Origin of the sequence: Rhizobium sp. B21/90 (genome assembly GCF_019355815.1) — a bacterium.
In the GTDB taxonomy this organism is placed as follows: Bacteria; Pseudomonadota; Alphaproteobacteria; order Rhizobiales; family Rhizobiaceae; genus Rhizobium; species Rhizobium rhododendri.
Genome location: NZ_CP072163.1, coordinates 443,621 through 463,113, shown reverse-complemented (window position 1 = coordinate 463,113; position 19,493 = coordinate 443,621). Strand labels below are relative to the sequence as shown.

Below are 19,493 nucleotides of genomic sequence, written 5' to 3'. Positions count from 1 at the left end.
CCAGTCGGTCCTGATGCAAAAATCAACGCTAACCGCCAATCGGCTTTGCCGCATCCGGGCTTCTCGCACGCGCCGCGTCCGTCATCCGCGACATGGCCTCGGCAATAAAATTGTGTTCGGCTTCGGCGGTTGTAAAAAAGCGCCGAGGAAGGACCATAGCGCTGCTTTGAACCAGAAACACCCAGTATTTGCGGGTTTGAAAGAGATCCGTGACGCAACGCCAATTGGCGGTCATCGTCAGGTCGCCCAGATCATAGACTAGCGCCTCAGGAGTTAAGCGAAGCGAAAGCGGCTGCTCATATGCTTGACCTCGCTTCGCAAGAGCTTTCCGCATTGAGAGCCGGCCAGTCTTTGGATTGCCAGCAATCCCACCCAAACGCCAACGAAAGCGAACTCGATTGAAATCGTGGCTGCGAACCATGACCCCGACACCCATCCTCCCACAGGGATGCCGATCGCCAACATACAGACTAGCAGGATCAATTTCATCTGGCGTGGTGATACGCCCCTTCGACCCTTGATATAGGCCATGGCGGCTGTTGTTTCCCCGGCAGCCAGAACGCCTGTCGCTTCCATCCTAGTCCCCTCGAAGCAGCTTTGAGAGCAATCGCCGCGTAAGCGCGTGCGCGAGCAAGATAGAGGCGAATGCGCCGAATGAGAATGGGCCCGAAACATCGAAATGTTAGTATCATTGGGCAGGTTGATCGAATGTGCCGGCGTAGAGCGCCTCGATCTGCTCAACCTCCGTATCGTTGAGTGCAGCGAACTCCTTTGTGCGCGCCCGCTGCGACAGGCGACCTCCATTTTGGTCGAGAAATTTGTGCAGCAACTCGGCTTGGGCCATATCGGCCGCATCCTGCAGCTTCTTGGCTCTATCTGTTTCTTCATGAGCTCGACGATTGTTGTAAGCTTGCGCGCTACCGTCCTTGGCCCACGGAACGGAATAACCAAACCAATCATGCCCGGCCTGATTTATCCAATCCTCGACGGACCATCCACTTTTGGCGCGATCGGCGAATCGCCCGCACTGTTTTTGGCCTGTTTCGCCCATGAGTTCAAAGAATCGGCTGCGATGAAGTGGCCGGCAGCACTATCCATGAACTGGTCCCAGAATTCCCGACGAGCATCCTCGCTGGTGGCAAGCTCCTTGATCAGTCGGAAGACCATGGCGATGGCCTGGTCAGCTACGTCCATCCTGAAAAAAGGACGATCACTTCCCAAGCCGAGCAGTAATCCAAGAGCATGACCTCTCGTCGTGACCTGCCGCAATCTCCGCAATATTTTGGTCTCTCGGGGCGGCCCTCGTAAGTGCGGCCGCGGGAAGATCAGAATGCGATGCCCGCTACGCTTGAAATGGAAACATCTCCGGATAGAAACCGATCACGGTCAGCCCAATCGTAAGGGTGGCGCTGCAAAGCAGGATGATCACCTTCACCCAGGAGAGCAGCTTTCCGGGTGCGGCTTCGATGAGAAGCATGGCGATTTCGACGATTACCACTGCAATAAGAATGATCACTTTCAGCATCGTTTCCACTCCTGGTGAGGCGATTGTGGATCTGATGTTGTCGGAGATGAGCGATAAATCAAGAGATAAAATCAATTTTTATCGTTTATTTTCATATAGTTAAAGGTTACGTCGCTGACATCCGACTGAACCACTTGAAGTTGCAATAGACTAGGGTTGTCATAGGAAAGCCGAGTGGATCACTATCAATCGTGTGCATATTGAAGCGGTAGTGATGAGGTTCCCAGATCCTCGGCCCAACCATTCTGGTTCGCACCGCCTATAGCGTTGCCAGCGCCACGCCAGCTTCCCCAAGGACAATCAGAAGGGTGCAGGATTGCCTTCCAACGTTTGAACTCGATTGGCATTCACTGCCCTCGATTGCCTACAACTGGCCTTCACCGGAAAGAGATGCCCTTTGCTGGGCCAATTTGACCGCACTTACCCTTTGCTGGCCTTCACAGGTTGTGTATAAGGGAGAACCTTGGGGATCCCACAATGCCGACTGATGAACACTCGACGCCAATTGCCGGGCAAGCAGTTAGTGCCCAAACACGGGAAACCTATCCCAGTATCCAGGAGCTTTTTTCCCATACGCTGGCTCCGGAACCATTCGATGCCGAAGACAATTATGGTGGCTGGGAATCCGACCAACTTGGAAGGCCGCGGTTTTTCTTAAAAGGTGTGAAACAATTATCTTCGTTTCTCCACACCTATGAGATGAAGAAATACTTTGAACTGCGCGACGACGCGAAAGCGCTTCTCATGCAGCGCCCTGGGTGGACATTGGTAGCGCCCGGCATTCTCGAGCCGATCGCGGAAAACCAGTTCAATCGCGCCAAGAATGAGGACGCAATTACGTTCGAGCGCGCAGTTGTTATTATCGCTGCGTTCGAAGTTCGATACGCCCATGCAATTGCGGCAGGTCATGTCTCAGGCACGGCCTATGACGTATATGAGAGGCTCAAAATCGTTCCTGCGTGCTATCATCTTGAAAACTTCAACGAGGCGGCTCTAAAAGCGATTGAGGCAGGTCACCCACAAGCACTTCAGACTCTCACTCTGGCTGCAAAGCACAACGACACGCGGTTGATCACGGATCTGACCACAGGTCGTTGCGTCACGAAGGAAACAGCCGTCTTGGTCAAAGCGGCATTGGAAGAGCTGACCGGAACCTCATGGAACGGTAGAGTATGCCCGAATCCAGGAAAATTCCTCGGCAATAAGCCGACGAGTACACTGGAGAAGATCTCCTAAGTCACCGATGCAGGGATTGGCCATACTGTAGCCGCCAAGCTGGGACACGCATTTGGAAATCCAACCCCGACCGGTTGAGATGGTCCCTGAAGTGCATGTTTGCTTCGCGGCCTTCCCCGGAGAGTTTGGAGAACTCTTCAAAGGTGATAACCACAAGCTGTCCTAGAAAATGGATATTCCTCTTCCCAAGATTATCGACAATCGGGTCGAACCTTCGAGTTTTTGTGAAGTATCGCTCCACGCTTAGGTCAAGTATTGGGTAAAGAGGGCGTGGTACAAGTCGGCAGACAATGTCGCAATCTGCATTTTTGTTGACCCATCTGCGAAACGGATAGCGTTCATTTACGTAGCTAATAGAGCGATCATTTATTGGATATCTATTGATATACTCATCGAACGAGAGGGGCATATCTATCGAAAACAGATGTTCTGAACTCGTGTGGAAGTAGTTACATTTTCCTGACAGTTCTCGGAAGCCTAGAGAAATCCAATCATTTCGGCATTGATCGTAAGATGTGAGGGCGCGGTCGTAATAGCGATAGATACGCCGGTCGAGACTAAGGCAATTTGACATGCCGTCGCCAGCCGCCAACTCCATAATCCAGCCAATCCGGCGCTGGCTCACGGTGAGATGACAGAACTTCGTGGTGTTCGGACGTGACTTAGGCTTATATAGCCAGCAACTCTGCATCCATGCCCCCAAATCAGTGCTTGAAAGCTCATCTTGGATATTAGCATGAGCAACCAAACTTGCCTAAGGATGGAATTCTGCTCTCCACACCTTGTTGCAGTGCAACACGCTGCTAATTACAGGTCCGCGCGATCAACGCGCGCGCGTCACCTCCAAATAGATCAAGGTAGATAGCCGTGGTGTCAGTTGCCCTCAATGGATTTCTGCCTCGATTATGCTGCCACCATCATCGGTTCCAGCGCGTTGAAGTAGGCCCGATCCGGCAATTTCCGGTCAAGGGATTAACGTGGGCGTTGCCGCAGAGGACCTCGAGGCAGCGTAAGAGATGTAATCAGCAAAAGTTCCATAAATACCTGTTACGGTGCAATTCATTGATTAACGTGGAAAAACGGTTTGATGCGTGAATGGTCGAAGGTTCCGATCCTTTCAAAAGCAGGTAAGATAGTCGATTTGCAAAGGTGTCGATTCTGGTTTGTAAACTGCGTTCACCGGCGGATCTGCGGCATGAGCTCGTCCTAATACCGCATAGCGAAGGCGTCCACCCGGACACGTAAATAAGTGACTTTCGAGAAGATCAGCCTAATGCGACGGGATCGTTAGAGACGCTCCGCGTAGATGGTGATGCGGGCAAGGATCTCTTTCAGGCTGGGCCGGCCATGATAATAGAGCGCCGAGGTCCGCTCATATGCGCGCTCGTAAAGCCCGAACGTCCCGGGGTCGGAAAGGCTGAAAGCGGGATTGCTGCTTATGTTCTGATCGTCAGCCTTCGGGAAACGTCGGTCCTTGTGCGCGAGATAGGCTTCAGTACCGATGAAGTCTTGCACTTCCGGCTGGTCCAGTAGGCAGAAGACGTCGTAATAGTGCCGCAGGAAATTAGCGGGAAACTGGCCGGTTTCCTGCTGCTTGCGATATTTGGTGGAAATGGTCTGGAGCTTCTCGACCAGCGTGTAGCCGGGCTCGTAGCAGGGAACGGCCAGTGCGCGATTATCGATCAGCTCGACGCGCGATGCCGCGTAATCATAGGCCCAGGAGCTGATATCCTTGTCGATATTGGGAGCCACCGTGTCGAAGCCGGCTTCGAGCAACACGCCGTCCTTGAGATCCGATTTCGTGCCGGTCGTCTCGTGGTAGTAGAGGCGGATGCCGCCGCTGCGATAACTTTCATTGTCAAATTCGGTATCGCGCTCGATCTTATGGATTCCGTCGATCGTGATCGTCTCAGCCAGCCAGTCATAGAAGGCCTTGCGGCTATTACGGTGTGCGGCCTTGTCGTGGTTGGGACCGGTTTTCACATCCATTGTCTTCGGGGGTTCGACACGGATATCGATATCCTCCGAGAAGCGGTTGATGATGCGATATCCTTTCGAGAGCGAGGTACCGCCCTTGAGTTCGAACGCCATTTCAAGCTGCTGCAGGCCGTACAGGCAGTGCATGATCCAGTAGTCTTTCTCGACCAGCACCGGCTGCACCTTCATCTGCTCAGCGACGATGCGCAGTAGGGATGCAAAATCCTTGTGTCTATGTAGGAAATCAGCTGGCATGCGCATCCGCGGCGAGGGCGTTGAAGAATTTTCGCGTGCGCACCACGCCGTATTCCTTGGCGGCACGGCTGAGGGCTGTGCGATTGCCTTGTAGGGCACGCTCTCTCACGCGGGCCAGCACCTGATCGCGGTCCTCGGCCAGCTGGTCGAGATTGTTGACCAGGTCGACCAGTAGGAATTCTTTGGTCAGGGTTTTGGGGAAGGCTGGCTTTCTGCGGAACTCGAACTCTCGGCCGCCCAGCATGAAGTTGCCGTGGCGCTTATGGTTATAGACGACGGTCTTGTTATAGAGCTGCGTCGCGCCGACACCCAGGCTGTTATAGGCATTGGGCGAGGTGACGAGGTAACGGTTATCCTTCAGGAAAGCCTCGACGAGCGCGTCATCCTCGGCGGGGGCTTTGCCGAACGCGGTCTGCTTCGGCCGGTGATAGACGCCGGTCGATAGCTTGGTCAGGTATCCTTCTGCCTGCAGCTGCTGAAGATGCCGATCGACAGACGACGACCATTGGGCGAGATCCTCCCGACGGTAGACCTTGCCGGACCGCAGATGCTTTTTCAATTCCTGTAACTTCGTCATGGGTTAGCTCCTGCACTCACTATAGTGACATATGGTCGTGAATGCAATTTTTTACAAATTTCATGCAAATTTTTTCGGCGAATCAGCGGCTATAATACTGAAATAATTGAATTATACAGCGAAATTTCCCGGTAATTTCCACTACTCGAATAGCGAAAAGCCCGGAACTGATTTTCCCTCTGGAAGGTCGTGCACGACAGCGACGACATGACGTGCCCGCGTCAAGGCGACGTACAGCTTGGCACGCGCCTCTCCTTCCAGTTGGTCCGTCGGGTCTTCCAGCCACGACATCATTTTTTCCGTGGGATAGATAACGACGCGGTCAAAACCGAGACCTTTGGATCGTCCGAACATAAGTGTCGGTAGATCGGCCGCCGCGACCTTGATGCTGGAACTCCATCGAAGCTGCACCGGCTTGCCCGTTTTGAGGTATCGAGGCAGGTCCTTGCGCCTTACGATATAAAGTCCTGCATCATCAGGGACCGGCTTACGGCAATGGTCGCAGTCGCATACAGCGGTCGCTGCCATGGCAGGATAGCTTTTGGAGGACAATGCACAGATAACGGCGCTATTGCGGTGCGATGATCGATTGCCATGTGGCCGTCACGGCACTTAAGCACAGTTCACCTTCAAGCACGGCAGCCGATTTTCGAGGCCTGACGCAACTAGTCCTGGCAAGTGCTCTGTCGATGGCAGGCACCGTCGTCTGCGAACCGTTCGAGCGGTTTCAGCTTGAGATTCCTCTCACCGTCCTTCCGGCTTTCCATGTGCTTTTGTCGAAGTCGGGTGCAGCGGTGCAAGCGACCGAAATCATCAGTGGCGTCGCACGGCTGGAGGGTGCGATCCCCTCGTCCAGCGTGCAAGGCATTCGTCAGCAATTGCCGGGCCTGTCCAGTGGTGCGGGTATCATGGAAACTGTCTTCGACCACCACACTCCGCTGACGGGACCGCCTCCGATACGACCCCGTTCAGCCGCCGCTCCGTTCGACCGTGTGGAATACTTGGCGCGACCGCGGTGAAGGCCGGCTTGAATGATGATGATTCCGAGTTGCAATTGATAATGGTTAGGATAACTGTAGCGGGAACTGAAATTCACATAACTCGGAATCATGTAAAGCCGTAACAGGCCCTTGAGTGACTACCACAGTCATGTGGTGTAAAATTTAGCAGCACTTTTGGTGGGAAAGAAGTCGTGGGCTTGGAAGCGACGGTTTAACTCCGTTCAAATCCAATCGTTCGTTGTCAATTTCTTGTGGCGCGTCACTCCCGGGATGGCCTATAGGAACTGCGACCATCCGGCTTTGCCTTGGGCCTTTGCTCGTCGCTCTAAGTCCCTATACCTTGCATAGCACCAGGGATGATTTCACGCACCATGTTTGCCTGCAGGAAAAATAGTGACTAAGACCCAGAGTTTATCGTCCGACATCTATGCCATTGCCGATATTCATGGACGCGCCGACCTTCTTGAGGCCATGCTTGGCTACATCGCAGCTGCCTCGGATGATCATCAATCCAAGCCTGTGGTGATCTTTCTGGGCGATCTGATCGACCGAGGCCCAGACAGTCCGAAGGTACTTGATCAGGTTTGTTCGACACTCGATCTCTACCCGGGCTCCCGGCTCATTCTCGGCAATCATGATTTTTACCTGCGTGAGCTCCTTCGCGGTACTCTCACCCAGGAGGACGCCGTCAACTGGATGGATTGGGGAGGCGTTGCGACAGTGAGCGCCTATTCCAGTTGTCCGGTGCCAGATTTTGAGAACATCGCCGCCGATATCCGCCGCGTCTTCCCACATCATGTGGACTTGCTGGAAAACGCGCTGACATTCAAAGAAATGGGGCGCTTCTGCTTTGTTCACGCTGGAATACGTCCCGGCATTCTGCTCGCCAAACAGGACGAATACGACTTGCGCTGGATCAGGACGGGCTTCCTCGACCACATGGACGTCTTTGGTCATGTCGTTTTGCATGGTCACACGATCACGAAGTCGCTGCGGCCTGAAGTTTACGCAAATCGCATAGCTTTGGACACCGGCGCGTATCGTACTGGACGGCTGAGCGCGGCAGTGATCAGGCGAGATGCGCTTTCACACTTCGTATGCACCGAACTGACCGACACCGGTGCGATCCACGTCGGTGAGTGGCAGCCAGGTTAATGGATAGGGGAGACCAATTTTCCGCGGTTGCTTTTGGAATGGGTCGATTGGTGTCGGCATGTTACATGTCGAGGGAAGGCGAGCTTGCCGCCTTCCCTTGTGTTTACTGACGCTTTTTGCGCCAGGGTGCATTCTTCTGCCAGTCGCCTGCCATAATGCTCCCGTAGGGGATCACCTCGTCAACCACCTCAGCCAGTCCGAAATGCTCAATTTGTGCCCGCACGTTCACAGCGCTCTTGTAGGCACTCGGTAGTTCCGACACATCCGCGAAACCGGAGAAGAACCGCGCGTCCAGACCACTTGTCTCTTTCTCGAGAATAGCTGCGATGTTGTTCGGGCTAAGCCCCCGCGAATCGGCACCATATTCCGCAGACAACTGCCTCATATGCGCGCTGCGCGAGAAGTTGCGGCCGGCACCATGGGGCGAGAAGCCGAGACCATTTGCAGCGTTTGTGCCGCGAACGATCAGGATCGGCTCCGCCATGTTGAGCGGAATGATGGTCAGATCGGTCGCATCGTCAGCCCATTTGTCAAAGGCGGGCGTCGCACCCTTTCCGTGGTAGAACAACCCGTCCGACTTGCGGAAAACAAAATTATGTTCGTTCCAGAAGCGATCCGCAACCTTGGTTGAGAGCTTCTCTGCCGCCATATCGTGAAGGACATAGTGGTTTTCCTTCGTCCACTGGCGGATGGTCTGCAGCGCCGACCAATAGAGGTCGCCTTCCGCGGTGTCTGCCGGGATCCAGGCATTTTCCCGATGAGTCTCTGGCGAGATCTGCTCCCTCAATCGGTTGGCGACCTTCATGCCCTTGTCGTAGAGTCGTGCACCCGGTGCTCGCGATCCGTGATGGGTCACAAGTGCCGTTTCGCCGGTCGACTTCATCGTTCCGACATAGGCAAAATGATTGCCGTCCCCCTGGGTCGCGAAATGCTCAATGCCAACACTCAGAGCACCATCGCGCAGATACGGGTTCTGCTCAAAAGCCGAAAGCGTTGCGTCGGAAGGCTTTAGCTGGCTTCCGCGCGGACGACCGCCGGGACCGAAATGCGTCACGGCATGCACGGCGTCCAGCAGCGACTTCGGGTCTGCGCCGGGAAAGATCGAGATCGCCATGGAGCAGCAGATATCGGCCGAATGCATGCCCGGATGGATCGCGTCGGATGCCACCACGCCGCCAACCGGGATCGTACCGACAGGACCCGCCGGGCAGGCGTCGGGCATGATCGCCGCGGCCCGAACGACCGGCGTGCGGACCAGCGCGCGCATCGTCGCATTGACCTTCTCGACATTGTCCTGTTCGAAGGCGTTCTCAGCGCGGATGTTGGAATAGATCTCGACATCGTTATCTGCCCTCAAGGCTAGAGCTGGCCCCGGCTCGAATGCCTTCGCCGCTTCCAGGGCATCTGTCACCGAGCCACCCTTGCTCAAAACTGTGTTTGCCGCCTCAAGTGCCGGGCGAAACCACTTCCCCTGGCTAATGCCGGCATCGATCAAATCCTGTCCGCTCATTACTGTTGTCATTGTCTTTTCTGCGTCTGCAGTCCTTCTTGTTCCGTAGCTATTCATCACTTCACCTTGGGCGACAAACATTAGTGGAGATCCATCGCGCCGGACGCATTCCATGGTCATGGCGCTATGCGGCCCCTGTTGCCACGACGGCATTCGCCCAGGGCCTTTTCATCATTCCAGCGACAAGATGTGGCAGGACAATTTACTGAGCTACGCGCTCCATCGAAGCGCGGGATGGCTTGAACATCCGACCTGCCCACCAAAAATCCGGCGGGCCGCTCTTTCCCTGTAGTCCTGCCGGCATTCGCCGGGTTATTCCACCCCCCGTGAAACAGGGATATCGTATGCCATGCAGCGGCGACGAGTATGGACGAAACCGGATGGCCCCGCTCGTGCCAGAGAGCGTATGCCCAGGAGGAGTCGAACCTGCCAGACCATCCAACTGTGGTGGCTGTAGTTCCGTCCGGCATTCGCCGCTGCATTTGGCCATGGCGACCAGTATTGAAGAAACAACCTGCGGGTCCTCCACCAGGGATCGCCAGCAGGGCGGGGTTCGAACCCGCTTCCCGAAGGGTAACCAATGTAGTTTCCTCCGCATTCGCCATGTCATTCCATTCGTCCGTGACGACGAGGTTTGGTGAAACGTCCTGCTCTATCCGCTGAGCTACGCGTCCATAAAGCGAGGACACGACGGGATTCGAACCCGCGACCTGGAGATTAACGATCTGTAGTTTCATCCGGCATTCGTCACGGCTCCCGCGCCGTTCACGGCGGCGCGGGGGTATTGCTTTGTGTGAACCGGTCAGAGCTCAATCGCCTCGATGGCCTCTACCCAGCCAGCCGATCCGTTCCTATTGGCCGCGAAAGCGGTGATGACCCCATAAACGGCATCCGAGAACCCGCCGATGTTGAGCACGTCCTCTCGCGTCACCGCCTGTGTCGAGGCTTGGGGCTGGATATCGAGACAAACCAGCTTTGCAGCCGGACTGTATTTCTTGATCCTTGCCCATTCCGTCATCACAGCAGTCGGCTGGCCACCTCTGCGCGCGTCCACCCAGGACTCGTTGTCCGAGATGAACACCACGAGATCAACCTTGGCCTTCTCGTTTGCGAGCCTCTTCAGCGGTGCGGAGCAACTCGTTCCGCCACCGCCGATTTTTGCCAGCTTGTCGGCATTGGTCATCACCGAATCTCGCCGATTGAGACTGACGTTCACCACGTCATTCTCGAACGGCAACACCCGCGCCTTTGGATTGCGCTGCAGAAACGCCGCGGTCATCAGGCCGGCGACATCGATACAGCGGACCGAGGACGTCGCGCCCTTGCGGTAACCGGTCACTGGCGAGCCCATGGAACCCGAAACGTCGGGGCACAGCACCACATTGCCCGTCAGGGACGGCACATTGGAGACGGCGATATCCATCGCATCCTGCAGCGCATCCCGCACGACATCCGGAACCTGGCCATCGACCATCTTCCACGCCATCATCAGCTGATAGGGGAAGACCTTCGCCTTGCGGATTTCCTCCGGATCGGCAAGCCGGGCCGCCAGCGCCTCGGCAAAACCCTCGACCTCGAACACACGGTTGCGGGCGAAAGTGTTGAGGCTCTGCCGCACCATCTGCCAGCTGCCCCTGCGGGCGATCTCGACCCAATGCGTCCGCGTCAGCGGCAGCGAGGTCAGCATCTGGAACGGCACGTCCGGCACCGGCACCGTCTGGTCACGTCGGAACGCTTCCAATGCCTTGACGAGATCCGGCAGCGCAGAGTAGTCGTGCGGCTTGCCGATTGCCCAGGCATAGAGGGCTTTGCGCTCTTCCGTGGCCGGCTTAGGATGGACCATGCGGATGACATCGGCAAGGGATGGGTCGTTTCCTACCATCGCACGAAGGATCTGCTCTGTGCTCGCCCGTTCAAGCCACGCCTGCACCGACTTCTTCGGCCGTGTGCCCAGCGATTTGCGGCCGGTAGCGCCAGAGCGCATGACTTGCACGAAGCCACGCAGCATCTTGCCGCTCTTCACCACCCGCGGGAACGCGCTGGCAAAAGCATCGCTCTGAAGGCTAGAGAGCATGGCGAGCAGCGTCACCGGCATGTCCTTCATGTGACCTCGCTCAGCCGCATAGACCGCCACCTTCGCGAGAAACTCCGGCTCGACCTGGAGGGCAAGCTCCTTTACCGCGTCAAGCTGTTCGGCTCCCTCTGCATAGAAGGTGCCGTTGAACGTCCCGGTCAGAGCATACTGCGCGAGCGCCTCACGCGGCGTCAGCCGATAGGCCGGCGCACCTGCATGATTTTTTGTGTCAGTTCCAGGAAGCAGTTTTCCGAGGTAAGTTTTGAAGATTGCCTTATTGACCATAACGGCACCCCTTTTTGTTGGTTCGTGCCAGCTACAATTCAAGTTGCGTGCCAGGTCTGGGAAATCAATTCGATACGCTGGCAATTTTCCTTCAATTATCTGTTTTTATGGACTATTTTTTCACGCCATCGGCGGCAATCGTGAATTGCTAAAAATCACGGCCCTGATTATATTATCTCAAGAGATAGAGATTTATAATTTTGGATAGCACATGAAGCGCCGCGTCGCCATCAGCATGTTGGGAACCACTCTCGATGCGGGGAAGTGGGAAAATCGCTGGAGCCGATGGCGGCCCAATGTCGCGCTTTGTCAACAATCGGGCATGTTCATCGACCGGCTAGAACTGATCCACGACAACCACTCGCAAGCGCTCTGTCACCGCATCGTCGCCGACATCGGGACGGTCGCGCCGGCCACGGAGGTGCGCAGCAACGTCATCAACTTCCGAGATCCCTGGGATTTTTCGGAGGTCTACACCAACCTTAGAGACTTTGCCCGCGGCTACAGCTTCGACCCCGAAACGGAGGATTATCTCGTCAACATCACCACAGGCACCCATGTGGCGCAGATCTGCTGGTTCTTGCTGACCGAAGCCCGCATCATTCCAGGTCAATTGCTGCAGCTCTCGCCGCCTCGCGATCGTGAGCCAGAGCAGGACTTCGCTGGCTCGCACCGAATCATCGACCTCGACCTTTCCCGCTATGACGAGATCGCCAAACGCTTTGCGTCCGAGCGGGAAGACGCCGCCTCCTTCCTGAAGTCCGGGATCTCGACCCGCAACGCCGCCTTCAACAGAATGATCGACGAGATCGAGAGAGTGGTGATCCGCTCGAAGGCGCCCGTTCTCCTGACCGGGCCGACCGGCGCAGGCAAGTCGCAGCTCGCCCGCCGGATCTATGAGCTAAAGAAGAGTCAGCGAAAAATCAGCGGTCCCTTCGTGGAGGTCAACTGTGCGACCCTTCGCGGCGACCAGGCCATGTCCACCCTGTTCGGCCACGTGAAGGGCGCGTTTACCGGCGCCGCAGGTGAACGTGCCGGTTTGCTCATGTCCGCCGACAAGGGCGCGCTGTTCCTCGACGAAATTGGTGAACTCGGCCTCGATGAACAGGCCATGTGCCTGCGGGCAATCGAGGAAAAGAGGTTCCTTCCGGTAGGTGCCGATCGGGAGACATCCGCGGACTTTCAGCTGCTTGCTGGCACCAATCGCGACCTCGGTGAAGATGTACGCAAAGGCAGGTTTCGCGAAGATCTCTATGCCCGGCTCAACCTCTGGACCTTCCAGCTACCGGCCCTGCGCGAACGCAAGGAGGACATAGAGCCCAATCTCGACTTCGAACTCAGGCGCTATCTGGAACGCGAAGGCGAAAATGTCACCTTTAACAAGGAAGCCCGCGATCGGTACCTTGCGTTCGCGACCGGCCCGCAAGCCATCTGGAGCGCCAACTTCCGTGATCTGTCGGCCTCGGTTACCCGCATGGCGACGCTCGCACCGCATGGGCGCATCACCACCGATGTTGTCGACGATGAAGTTCGACGGCTGAATGCGTTTTGGCGCAGCTCAAATGGTGATGAGATGCCAAATGCGATCATTGAAGAGCTGCTAGGTGTCGAAGCCGCCGCTCGCCTCGATCGTTTTGACGTAGCGCAACTTGCCACTGTCCTTCAATCCTGCCGAGAAAACCCTACAGCCAGCGCTGCGGGCAGAGCCCTGTTCGCGAACTCGCGACTAGAGAAGAAGAGCAGCAACGATGCCGATCGTTTGACCAAATATCTTGCTCGCTTCGCGCTCAGATTTGAGGATATTAGAGGAAAAAACTAGCCTTCTGTTCCTCCATAGCGACAACGATTTCCTTTGAGAGAGGATGCGATCCGAAGCGAAATATGACCAAGCTGATGAAGATAAGCGCAGCATAATCGACAAATTTATAGACCGATCCTTGCGCGACAATTCGGAAATGCATGTGGCGGCCAGGATGTCCGACAACATCCGTTTTCTGAAAGCGTTCGGGCTGCATTATTGGCCGAGAAATGGGCGTAGTAGACGATTCAACAACGCTCATGGTGCAATGTGTCGCCAACACGGCACCGAGGCGGCTGCCGCTCGTAGCTGTTGGACCTGATCTGGACTTAAGGCTCGCTTCGGGATGAATTGGTAAAGCGCGTCTGTTTGGAGGAAGAGCAAGATCGCGTCGTCTTCTAGCCGACCAATATAGGCGCTCCACGGCATGGAAGTGGTTACCATTCGCGATTGGGTAGCAAGTCCGAGCGCGCTCCAGGCGACGGTGATCGGTTCTTGCAGGACTGCGGCTTGCTTATAGTAGCGGCGAGAGTGCCTTGGGAGCAGCCAGTAATGAAGCGCCAAGCGCCACATCGGGTACGCAAGGCAGGAAAATAGTCCAAGGCCGATCAGGAGGACGTCTGTAACTACCAGACCTAGCGCGGTTTCAGCAACTCCCATGAGCGCGAGAACCGTCCACACTATTCGACGGCGGCGTGGGGTCTGCATGCGCAACCGATTGGCTGCGAGTACATCCTCCCATCTATAGGTATAGCTGACCTCATCCTGCGTCATCTTCTGACCTTAGAAAAAGAAAGGCCTACTTGGAAGGCCGCTACGATTGCAAGCTCCAAAATCTAGGGGCAGGACCCGTTGATGCAAGGGCGACGATCTGATTCAGGCTCAGTGAGGAGACTGGATGTGAGCAATCTTGGCTGACGGACGAGCAGATGGAGCGCCTGTGCCCGTTCTTTCCCAAGAGCCACGGCAAGCCAACCCTAAGATCGGCGGCGCAGGATGCTGCGCGTCTGGGCCATTCCATGATAGTCTACCGGGACGAGTTACCTCTCGACGGGTAGGTCGTCGTTGTCCACAATGCGCGATCGGCAAGACGCAGATCCAAGAGGCTTCATGAGTAGGTGCGACAGCGACACGAGCGATACCGTTGCGATCATAAAGCTCGAAGACCTGATCCGCGGTCTCGGCGACGACGGAAGAGATATTTCTGCTATCGGTCATTTTTTTGAAGTCGGCGAGTGGTTGATTGCATTTGAGGGCGTCGAAAACGCCTTTTCAAACATTCCCCTCGATAACGAGACGCGGGATAAACTCCTGTGGCTTAGGGGATATTTCGGAGATTAATTACAACTCACATGGCGTCGCGAAAATCCCGCAGAGCGTCCAAAAACTCTTTGGAGACAGATCTGCCGCCACAGGTGGAAGCGCAAATGCGCGATATGGCCGCCAGGGCGTTCAGGTCTCTTGGCTGTGATGGTATGGCGCGTGCCGATTTCTTCCGACGCCGGATATGAGGTTCGTCGTCAACGAGGTGAACACCATTCCGGGCCTCACCAATATCAGCATGTATGCAAAGGCGATGACGGCAAGCGGCGTGAGCGATCCCGCAATTATCGACCTCCTCGTCGAACACGGGCTGGCGCGAGCGAGCCAGTCCGCATGACCATGCCAACGACGAGAACTGATCCAACAGTGTAAGTTGGCGGGTGGATCAATGGATTGATCGGCGTCGTCATCTTAAGCGGGTCACTGCCAGCAACCCGTGTGGCCGTACAGCAATTCGATCCGGTATTCCTGACTGTTGCGCGCGCCGCGATCGCCGGCATACTTGGCCTGGGTCTGCTGCTTCTGTTTCGGGAGAAACGTCCAACCCGGCGCGATCTCGCGTCGCTCATCGTCGTCGCCCTGGGCGTAGTGGTCGGATTTCCACTGTTGACGGCGCTTGCCTTGCAGCAAGTGACATCCGCGCATTCGATCATGTTCATCGGTCTTCTTCCACTATCGACGGCCATCTTCGGCGTGTCTCCGGGCAGTCACTCTGACGAGAGACACGCGAGCGATGTTGATCTGAGCTATCTGGATTGAGGATTCCTGCTGACGAGGCGAGTCTTCTGCCGGGCGACGGCACTTCCATTCCCTGGCAACGGCCCCGGGAGGCGGAAGCAGGCAGGTCAGTAGTGCGAGCAAGGACATGGTGAGGCAGGCCTTGGGATCCTACCTCGTTCAGCCGTGCAGGAAGTTTCTAGGCTGAGTGGTCGATGGTTCAGATTGCATCAGGTGCTTCGTGTATGAATCCCTTAGCCGAGGGTTCGGCTACACACCCCAAATTTGCTTCAATTGCCGTGAACTTGGAGGTTGATCTAAGCTGCAAGTGCGTCCGTGGATTGCCAAAGGGCGCTTGCGTTGTATTTGTGGGGAGAATTCATGTTCGTTTCAAAGGCAATTTCTTCAGCCGTGTTCCTGTCCCTCACAGCCTCAACCGCATTTGCCGGGGCTGATGGCCCTGTCAAGTCCGTCACCCTGTCGTCCGGCGGCTTGGCGGAGATCGTTCGTTCTGCCACCGTCGGCCAGAATGCCGAGATCAACATCGACGTCCCGCTGGACCAGGTCGACGACATCCTCAAGAGCATCGTCGTTCGCGACGACAAAGGCCACGTCAAGAGCTTGTCCTTGGCTGGCCCCACTCCGGTCGATGAGACCTTTAAAACACTGCCGTTCAAGCCATCCGACCTGACGTCCCTGCCAGCACTGTTGAATTCCATCAAAGGCAGCCGCATCCAGGCCGGCGAGCAGCAGGGCGTTGTGCTTGGCGTCACCGAGATCCCGGGCAATGTCCAGACGCCACTGAGCTGGCAGCTCTCATTCCTGCGTGACGACGGCGCGATCGCGATGGTCCCAATTCCTGGAACCCAGATCACGATTGTCGATCCCGCCATCAAGGACAAGCTCAAGGGCGCCATGAGCGTCATCTCAAAAGCAAGCGTCGATAATGCTCGGACTATCACCATCAAGCTGGAAGGGCAGGATAGCCGCGATGTGGATATTTCGTATGTTGTACCTGCGCCGATCTGGAAAACGTCCTACAGGCTGGTCCCCGGCCAGGATGGTGAAGTCCGGCTGCAAGCGTGGGCCATTTTCGAGAATGCCTCAGGCGAAGACTAGACAGCCGCGCTGTCGAGTCGGTCATCAAGATCGGCGCGTTACAATCCCGCTATGCCTGCCGGTATTATGAGCTTGCCATTGCGTGCGATGCGTCTGAGGCTGCGCAATGACGAAACTCGCAAGCGCCAGAAGACGACGCGCCTGCGCCGCATGCCTGCTCTGGCGGGCCAGACGCCGAAGACTTTCGGGCCTGTCGCAAATTTTCGGGCTCAACCGTATGTTGACCAAGCATGGAACTTGCCGCTCCAAATGTTACGGAGCGAGCCCATGATTCTGAACGCTATTGCCGAGAAACTGAAGCGCCAGTCAAAGGATGACTTCAAAGGCAGGCATTTCGAGAACGAAACGGTCGCTGGAATTGATGGCACAATACATGGCCCTGATCCGCCGTCCGACCCTTCCGGCTGGCAGCGGACGGCAATTTCTCGCCGTGTCCGAGGGCGGACAGGACGGTTTCAGTTTCTTGTGGTGGAAATCCGGAAATGATACCGAACCCTGCGTAATTTTTATCAGCGGCGGCACCGTGGAGTTTTATGCCGATCTGAACGAACTGGTCGAATATCTCGCAAATGGCAAGTTTCCAGAACAGGGCGATGCGATCTATACCTCGGCTCGAGGAGGAGCGCGACGCTTAACAGGATGCGGAAAAAGGCCCTTGCTGTGAACGGACTGCCATGATTCCATGCCTGAGTGATTGGTCGGCAGGAGCAGGACATGCGCGGTAATGATATCCAGACGGCGGGTTTGTTTTCTTATGTGAGCTGCGAAGCCCGGGTTCCGACAAGCCATCCGCTGCGGGCGATCCGCGCGATTGTAGACGAGGCGCTGGAAGTTTTGTCGCCGGATTTCGAGGCGATGTATTCAGCGATCGGCCGTCCGTCGATCCCGCCGGAGAAGCTGCTGCGCGCTCTGTTGTTGCAGGCCTTTTACACGATCCGCTCGGAGCGTCAGCTCATGGAGCAGATGGACTACAATCTGCTGTTCCGCTGGTTCGTCGGCTTGTCGATGGACGCGCCGATCTGGGACGTCACCGTGTTCACCAAGAACCGTGAGCGGCTCTTGGCTGGCGATATCGCCGCCAAGTTTCTGGCCGCGTTGCTGAGCCAGCCGCGGGTGAAAGCATTGCTGTCAGACGACCACTTCTCGGTGGACGGCACCTTGATCGAAGCCTGGGCCAGCATGAAGAGCTTCAAGCCCAAGGACGACACAGATGGTGGCGACACCGACGGCAGCGGCTCTGGCGCTGAAGAGAAACAGCCGCCAGAAGCCAAAGGCCGCAACTCTGAGCGCGATTTCCACGGCGAGAAGCGCAGCAACGCAACCCACGCATCGACCACCGACCCGGACGCCAGGCTTTATAAGAAGGCCCGTGGCCAGGCGGCCAGGCTTTGCCACATGGGCCACGTCACCATGGAAAACCGCAATGGTTTGGTTGTTGACGCCACGCTGACCCATGCGACCGGAACCGCCGAGCGCGAGGCGGCACTGGATATGGTGGGCCGCATGGATGGTCGTCATCGCATCACATTGGCTGCAGACAAAGCCTACGATACGGCCGATTTCGTTGCTGCCTTGCGGGACGCAAAGGTGACGCCACACGTCGCCCAAAACACGACGAACCGACGCTCGGCCATCGACGGTCGCACCACCCATCACCCTGGCTACGCTGTCAGTCAGCGCATTCGCAAGCGTATCGAGGAAGTGTTCGGTTGGGCCAAGACCAGCGGCGGAATGCGTAAGACCCGCCATCGTGGAAAGGATCGCGTCGGCTGGATGTTCACACTGACAGCCACCGCTTATAATCTGGTGAGGCTGCCAAAGCTGCTGGCGACAGCCTAATCGCGCCCGGAATCCGCCGAACCAGGCGGATGACGACAAAATGGGCCGACAACGGCCGCTGAAAAAGCCTCATCACGGCCTGTCTTCGAGCCGTCTAGCCAGGATCGGCGGAAAAATCGGCGCTATTTCCGCGACCTGTTAAAGCATCATGCCTGCTCGTCGGACTTACGACGTCGGACCATCCATGCAAGATGGTCGACTGGATTGCGGATGATCTTGTCAGTAGCCGATAATGCACACATGGTAACACTCTGCGACAGTTGCAAAGGAAACCGGATGCTTGACCTGCTGAACAAGATCTACGAGAAAAACGAGGAATGTGGCTTTTCTCAAACCGTATCGCAGGGACAGCCGCCGGAAACGATCCTGATGATCGACCGGGTGACTCGCAAGCCGCTTTCGCCACAGATGCGCGATTTCTATAGCTTCGCCCTGACTTGGACGGAGGGGCTGACGGGATTGGATGTCGCTGATCCAAACACGCTGGAAGAACTCTACGCCAACTCGGACGTGAAAGAATCGATCGACCTGAAGGCCGAGGACTACAAGCCGCTGCCACCATCAGATCCCTCCGACTGGCGAAGAACGGCACTGCTGGCGTTGGAAGATGGCGGCCAGGGGCTCGGACTATGCTTCTACTGGTGGAAGTCGGATGCCGATACCGAACCCTGCATCGTCTTCATCAGCGGCGGCACGATCAACGTCTTCGTCGACCTCGAGGAATATGCCGAGCACCTCGCAAACGGAACCTTCCCCGAGCAGGGCGATGCGATCTACCAGCAACTGGAACAGGACAGGGGAACGTTGAGCGACTGAGCTGATAGCGATCCTGACCATGTACATCCGATAGCAGGCCAGCGCCCATGAAAGTTTTCCCTCAGATGGTTTAAGAAGGCGGGTGCATTCATGCAACCCTGCCTGACCGGCGGGGGCCAGGGGTAGCGACTGCAAGAGGGGTGGTGCGGCCGCAGCGCAGCGAGGCTCGGCCCTCTTGCGGGCGCGAGGGGCGGCCGCCACTTTGTAACTGCCGTCAAGCCAGATTAGTTTTGACACGGTCTGCCCGGGTTTTTCGCGACAAGCCGTTTGTCCGTCGGCGGCCCGT

Annotated in this window: 18 protein-coding genes and 3 pseudogenes; 12 read left to right on the top strand and 9 right to left on the bottom strand. The window is 56.4% G+C overall.

Annotated features, from left to right (window positions below; translation table 11 throughout):
* Nucleotides 1-28: 28 nt before the first annotated feature.
* The 3 genes from J5278_RS20370 to J5278_RS20360 all read right to left on the bottom strand — a co-directional run bounded on the left by J5278_RS20370 (nucleotide 29) and on the right by J5278_RS20360 (nucleotide 1,525).
* Nucleotides 29-421 (bottom strand): hypothetical protein, encoded by a 393-nt coding sequence (locus J5278_RS20370; protein ID WP_219258923.1) that lies wholly within the window; start codon nucleotides 419-421, stop codon nucleotides 29-31.
* Nucleotides 422-688: 267 nt separating this feature from the next.
* The gene (locus J5278_RS31060; protein WP_257623457.1) at nucleotides 689-1,051 is read right to left on the bottom strand and encodes a hypothetical protein; all 363 of its coding nucleotides are present in this window, start codon (nucleotides 1,049-1,051) and stop codon (nucleotides 689-691) included.
* Between the two features lie 291 nt (nucleotides 1,052-1,342).
* Nucleotides 1,343-1,525, bottom strand: coding sequence for a hypothetical protein (locus tag J5278_RS20360; protein ID WP_219258921.1), 183 nt, complete (start codon nucleotides 1,523-1,525; stop codon nucleotides 1,343-1,345).
* A gap of 477 nt (nucleotides 1,526-2,002) precedes the next feature.
* On the opposite strand from J5278_RS20360, the gene J5278_RS20355 reads away from it, so the two are divergent.
* Nucleotides 2,003-2,761: an RNA-binding protein gene (locus tag J5278_RS20355; RefSeq protein ID WP_219258911.1), complete on the top strand. Its 759-nt coding sequence runs from the start codon at nucleotides 2,003-2,005 to the stop codon at nucleotides 2,759-2,761.
* A gap of 1,287 nt (nucleotides 2,762-4,048) precedes the next feature.
* Here J5278_RS20355 and J5278_RS20350 read toward each other — a convergent pair.
* From J5278_RS20350 to J5278_RS20340, 3 genes are all read right to left on the bottom strand, one after another.
* A complete protein-coding gene (locus tag J5278_RS20350) occupies nucleotides 4,049-4,993 on the bottom strand; it encodes a nucleotidyl transferase AbiEii/AbiGii toxin family protein (RefSeq protein ID WP_219258909.1) in 945 nt (314 codons plus the stop codon).
* The gene (locus tag J5278_RS20345) at nucleotides 4,983-5,570 is read right to left on the bottom strand and encodes a DUF6088 family protein (protein WP_219258907.1); all 588 of its coding nucleotides are present in this window, start codon (nucleotides 5,568-5,570) and stop codon (nucleotides 4,983-4,985) included. Before J5278_RS20345 ends, J5278_RS20350 begins: the two co-directional genes overlap by 11 nt.
* Before the next feature lie 141 nt (nucleotides 5,571-5,711).
* On the bottom strand, nucleotides 5,712-6,098 hold the full coding sequence (locus J5278_RS20340; protein ID WP_219258905.1) for a 3'-5' exonuclease: 387 nt from the start codon (nucleotides 6,096-6,098) through the stop codon (nucleotides 5,712-5,714).
* A gap of 161 nt (nucleotides 6,099-6,259) precedes the next feature.
* Here J5278_RS20340 and J5278_RS20335 point away from each other — a divergent pair, with 161 nt between their 5' ends.
* Together J5278_RS20335 and J5278_RS20330 are read left to right on the top strand one after the other, a co-directional pair.
* Nucleotides 6,260-6,589: a hypothetical protein gene (locus J5278_RS20335; protein ID WP_219258903.1), complete on the top strand. Its 330-nt coding sequence runs from the start codon at nucleotides 6,260-6,262 to the stop codon at nucleotides 6,587-6,589.
* A gap of 375 nt (nucleotides 6,590-6,964) precedes the next feature.
* Nucleotides 6,965-7,726 carry a metallophosphoesterase gene (locus tag J5278_RS20330; protein ID WP_219258902.1) on the top strand — a complete coding sequence of 254 codons (762 nt, stop codon included), beginning with the start codon at nucleotides 6,965-6,967 and terminating at the stop codon, nucleotides 7,724-7,726.
* A gap of 103 nt (nucleotides 7,727-7,829) precedes the next feature.
* On the opposite strand, the gene J5278_RS20325 is transcribed toward J5278_RS20330, so the two are convergent.
* Together J5278_RS20325 and J5278_RS20320 are read right to left on the bottom strand one after the other, a co-directional pair.
* The gene (locus tag J5278_RS20325; protein WP_219259171.1) at nucleotides 7,830-9,236 is read right to left on the bottom strand and encodes an RtcB family protein; all 1,407 of its coding nucleotides are present in this window, start codon (nucleotides 9,234-9,236) and stop codon (nucleotides 7,830-7,832) included.
* Between the two features lie 802 nt (nucleotides 9,237-10,038).
* Complete coding sequence (locus J5278_RS20320) at nucleotides 10,039-11,595, bottom strand: RNA-binding protein (RefSeq protein ID WP_219258901.1); 1,557 nt, start codon at nucleotides 11,593-11,595, stop codon at nucleotides 10,039-10,041.
* 211 nt (nucleotides 11,596-11,806) lie between these two features.
* Here J5278_RS20320 and rtcR point away from each other — a divergent pair, with 211 nt between their 5' ends.
* Nucleotides 11,807-13,414: an RNA repair transcriptional activator RtcR gene (gene rtcR / locus J5278_RS20315; RefSeq protein WP_219258900.1), complete on the top strand. Its 1,608-nt coding sequence runs from the start codon at nucleotides 11,807-11,809 to the stop codon at nucleotides 13,412-13,414.
* 237 nt (nucleotides 13,415-13,651) lie between these two features.
* On the opposite strand, the gene J5278_RS31650 is transcribed toward rtcR, so the two are convergent.
* Nucleotides 13,652-13,822 carry a YcxB family protein gene (locus tag J5278_RS31650; protein WP_374109216.1) on the bottom strand — a complete coding sequence of 57 codons (171 nt, stop codon included), beginning with the start codon at nucleotides 13,820-13,822 and terminating at the stop codon, nucleotides 13,652-13,654.
* Nucleotides 13,823-14,503: 681 nt separating this feature from the next.
* Here J5278_RS31650 and J5278_RS20305 point away from each other — a divergent pair.
* The 8 genes and pseudogenes from J5278_RS20305 (at nucleotide 14,504) to J5278_RS20270 (ending at nucleotide 19,207) form a co-directional block, all read left to right on the top strand.
* The gene (locus J5278_RS20305) at nucleotides 14,504-14,734 is read left to right on the top strand and encodes a hypothetical protein (protein WP_209185805.1); all 231 of its coding nucleotides are present in this window, start codon (nucleotides 14,504-14,506) and stop codon (nucleotides 14,732-14,734) included.
* 59 nt (nucleotides 14,735-14,793) lie between these two features.
* Nucleotides 14,794-15,053, top strand: a pseudogene (locus J5278_RS20300) (D-alanine--D-alanine ligase A); the annotation flags it as partial.
* Nucleotides 15,054-15,100: 47 nt separating this feature from the next.
* Nucleotides 15,101-15,421, top strand: a pseudogene (locus J5278_RS20295) (EamA family transporter); the annotation flags it as partial.
* Between the two features lie 393 nt (nucleotides 15,422-15,814).
* Nucleotides 15,815-16,552: a DUF4139 domain-containing protein gene (locus J5278_RS20290; RefSeq protein WP_219258899.1), complete on the top strand. Its 738-nt coding sequence runs from the start codon at nucleotides 15,815-15,817 to the stop codon at nucleotides 16,550-16,552.
* A gap of 267 nt (nucleotides 16,553-16,819) precedes the next feature.
* Nucleotides 16,820-16,891, top strand: a pseudogene (locus J5278_RS20285) (IS6 family transposase); the annotation flags it as partial.
* Between the two features lie 34 nt (nucleotides 16,892-16,925).
* Nucleotides 16,926-17,216, top strand: a complete 291-nt coding sequence (locus tag J5278_RS20280; protein WP_209185808.1) for a hypothetical protein — start codon at nucleotides 16,926-16,928, stop codon at nucleotides 17,214-17,216.
* A gap of 50 nt (nucleotides 17,217-17,266) precedes the next feature.
* Complete coding sequence (locus J5278_RS20275) at nucleotides 17,267-18,391, top strand: IS5 family transposase (protein WP_209230093.1); 1,125 nt, start codon at nucleotides 17,267-17,269, stop codon at nucleotides 18,389-18,391.
* 276 nt (nucleotides 18,392-18,667) lie between these two features.
* Nucleotides 18,668-19,207, top strand: coding sequence for a hypothetical protein (locus J5278_RS20270; protein ID WP_209186998.1), 540 nt, complete (start codon nucleotides 18,668-18,670; stop codon nucleotides 19,205-19,207).
* Nucleotides 19,208-19,493: the final 286 nt, after the last annotated feature.

What these genes read in the sequence shown, in the direction of transcription:
- J5278_RS20370 (WP_219258923.1), bottom strand. Translation starts at nt 421, where the DNA reads ATGGTTCGCAGCCACGATTTCAATCGAGTTCGCTTTCGTTGGCGTTTG.
- J5278_RS20360 (WP_219258921.1), bottom strand. Translation starts at nt 1,525, where the DNA reads ATGCTGAAAGTGATCATTCTTATTGCAGTGGTAATCGTCGAAATCGCC.
- J5278_RS20270 (WP_209186998.1), top strand. Translation starts at nt 18,668, where the DNA reads ATGCTTGACCTGCTGAACAAGATCTACGAGAAAAACGAGGAATGTGGC.
- J5278_RS20335 (WP_219258903.1), top strand. Translation starts at nt 6,260, where the DNA reads ATGGCAGGCACCGTCGTCTGCGAACCGTTCGAGCGGTTTCAGCTTGAG.
- J5278_RS20355 (WP_219258911.1), top strand. Translation starts at nt 2,003, where the DNA reads ATGCCGACTGATGAACACTCGACGCCAATTGCCGGGCAAGCAGTTAGT.
- J5278_RS20350 (WP_219258909.1), bottom strand. Translation starts at nt 4,993, where the DNA reads ATGCCAGCTGATTTCCTACATAGACACAAGGATTTTGCATCCCTACTG.
- J5278_RS20305 (WP_209185805.1), top strand. Translation starts at nt 14,504, where the DNA reads ATGAGTAGGTGCGACAGCGACACGAGCGATACCGTTGCGATCATAAAG.
- J5278_RS20290 (WP_219258899.1), top strand. Translation starts at nt 15,815, where the DNA reads ATGTTCGTTTCAAAGGCAATTTCTTCAGCCGTGTTCCTGTCCCTCACA.
- J5278_RS20320 (WP_219258901.1), bottom strand. Translation starts at nt 11,595, where the DNA reads ATGGTCAATAAGGCAATCTTCAAAACTTACCTCGGAAAACTGCTTCCT.
- J5278_RS20340 (WP_219258905.1), bottom strand. Translation starts at nt 6,098, where the DNA reads ATGGCAGCGACCGCTGTATGCGACTGCGACCATTGCCGTAAGCCGGTC.
- J5278_RS20275 (WP_209230093.1), top strand. Translation starts at nt 17,267, where the DNA reads ATGCGCGGTAATGATATCCAGACGGCGGGTTTGTTTTCTTATGTGAGC.
- J5278_RS31060 (WP_257623457.1), bottom strand. Translation starts at nt 1,051, where the DNA reads ATGGGCGAAACAGGCCAAAAACAGTGCGGGCGATTCGCCGATCGCGCC.
- rtcR (WP_219258900.1), top strand. Translation starts at nt 11,807, where the DNA reads ATGAAGCGCCGCGTCGCCATCAGCATGTTGGGAACCACTCTCGATGCG.
- J5278_RS20345 (WP_219258907.1), bottom strand. Translation starts at nt 5,570, where the DNA reads ATGACGAAGTTACAGGAATTGAAAAAGCATCTGCGGTCCGGCAAGGTC.
- J5278_RS20325 (WP_219259171.1), bottom strand. Translation starts at nt 9,236, where the DNA reads ATGAGCGGACAGGATTTGATCGATGCCGGCATTAGCCAGGGGAAGTGG.
- J5278_RS20280 (WP_209185808.1), top strand. Translation starts at nt 16,926, where the DNA reads ATGGCCCTGATCCGCCGTCCGACCCTTCCGGCTGGCAGCGGACGGCAA.
- J5278_RS31650 (WP_374109216.1), bottom strand. Translation starts at nt 13,822, where the DNA reads ATGCCGTGGAGCGCCTATATTGGTCGGCTAGAAGACGACGCGATCTTG.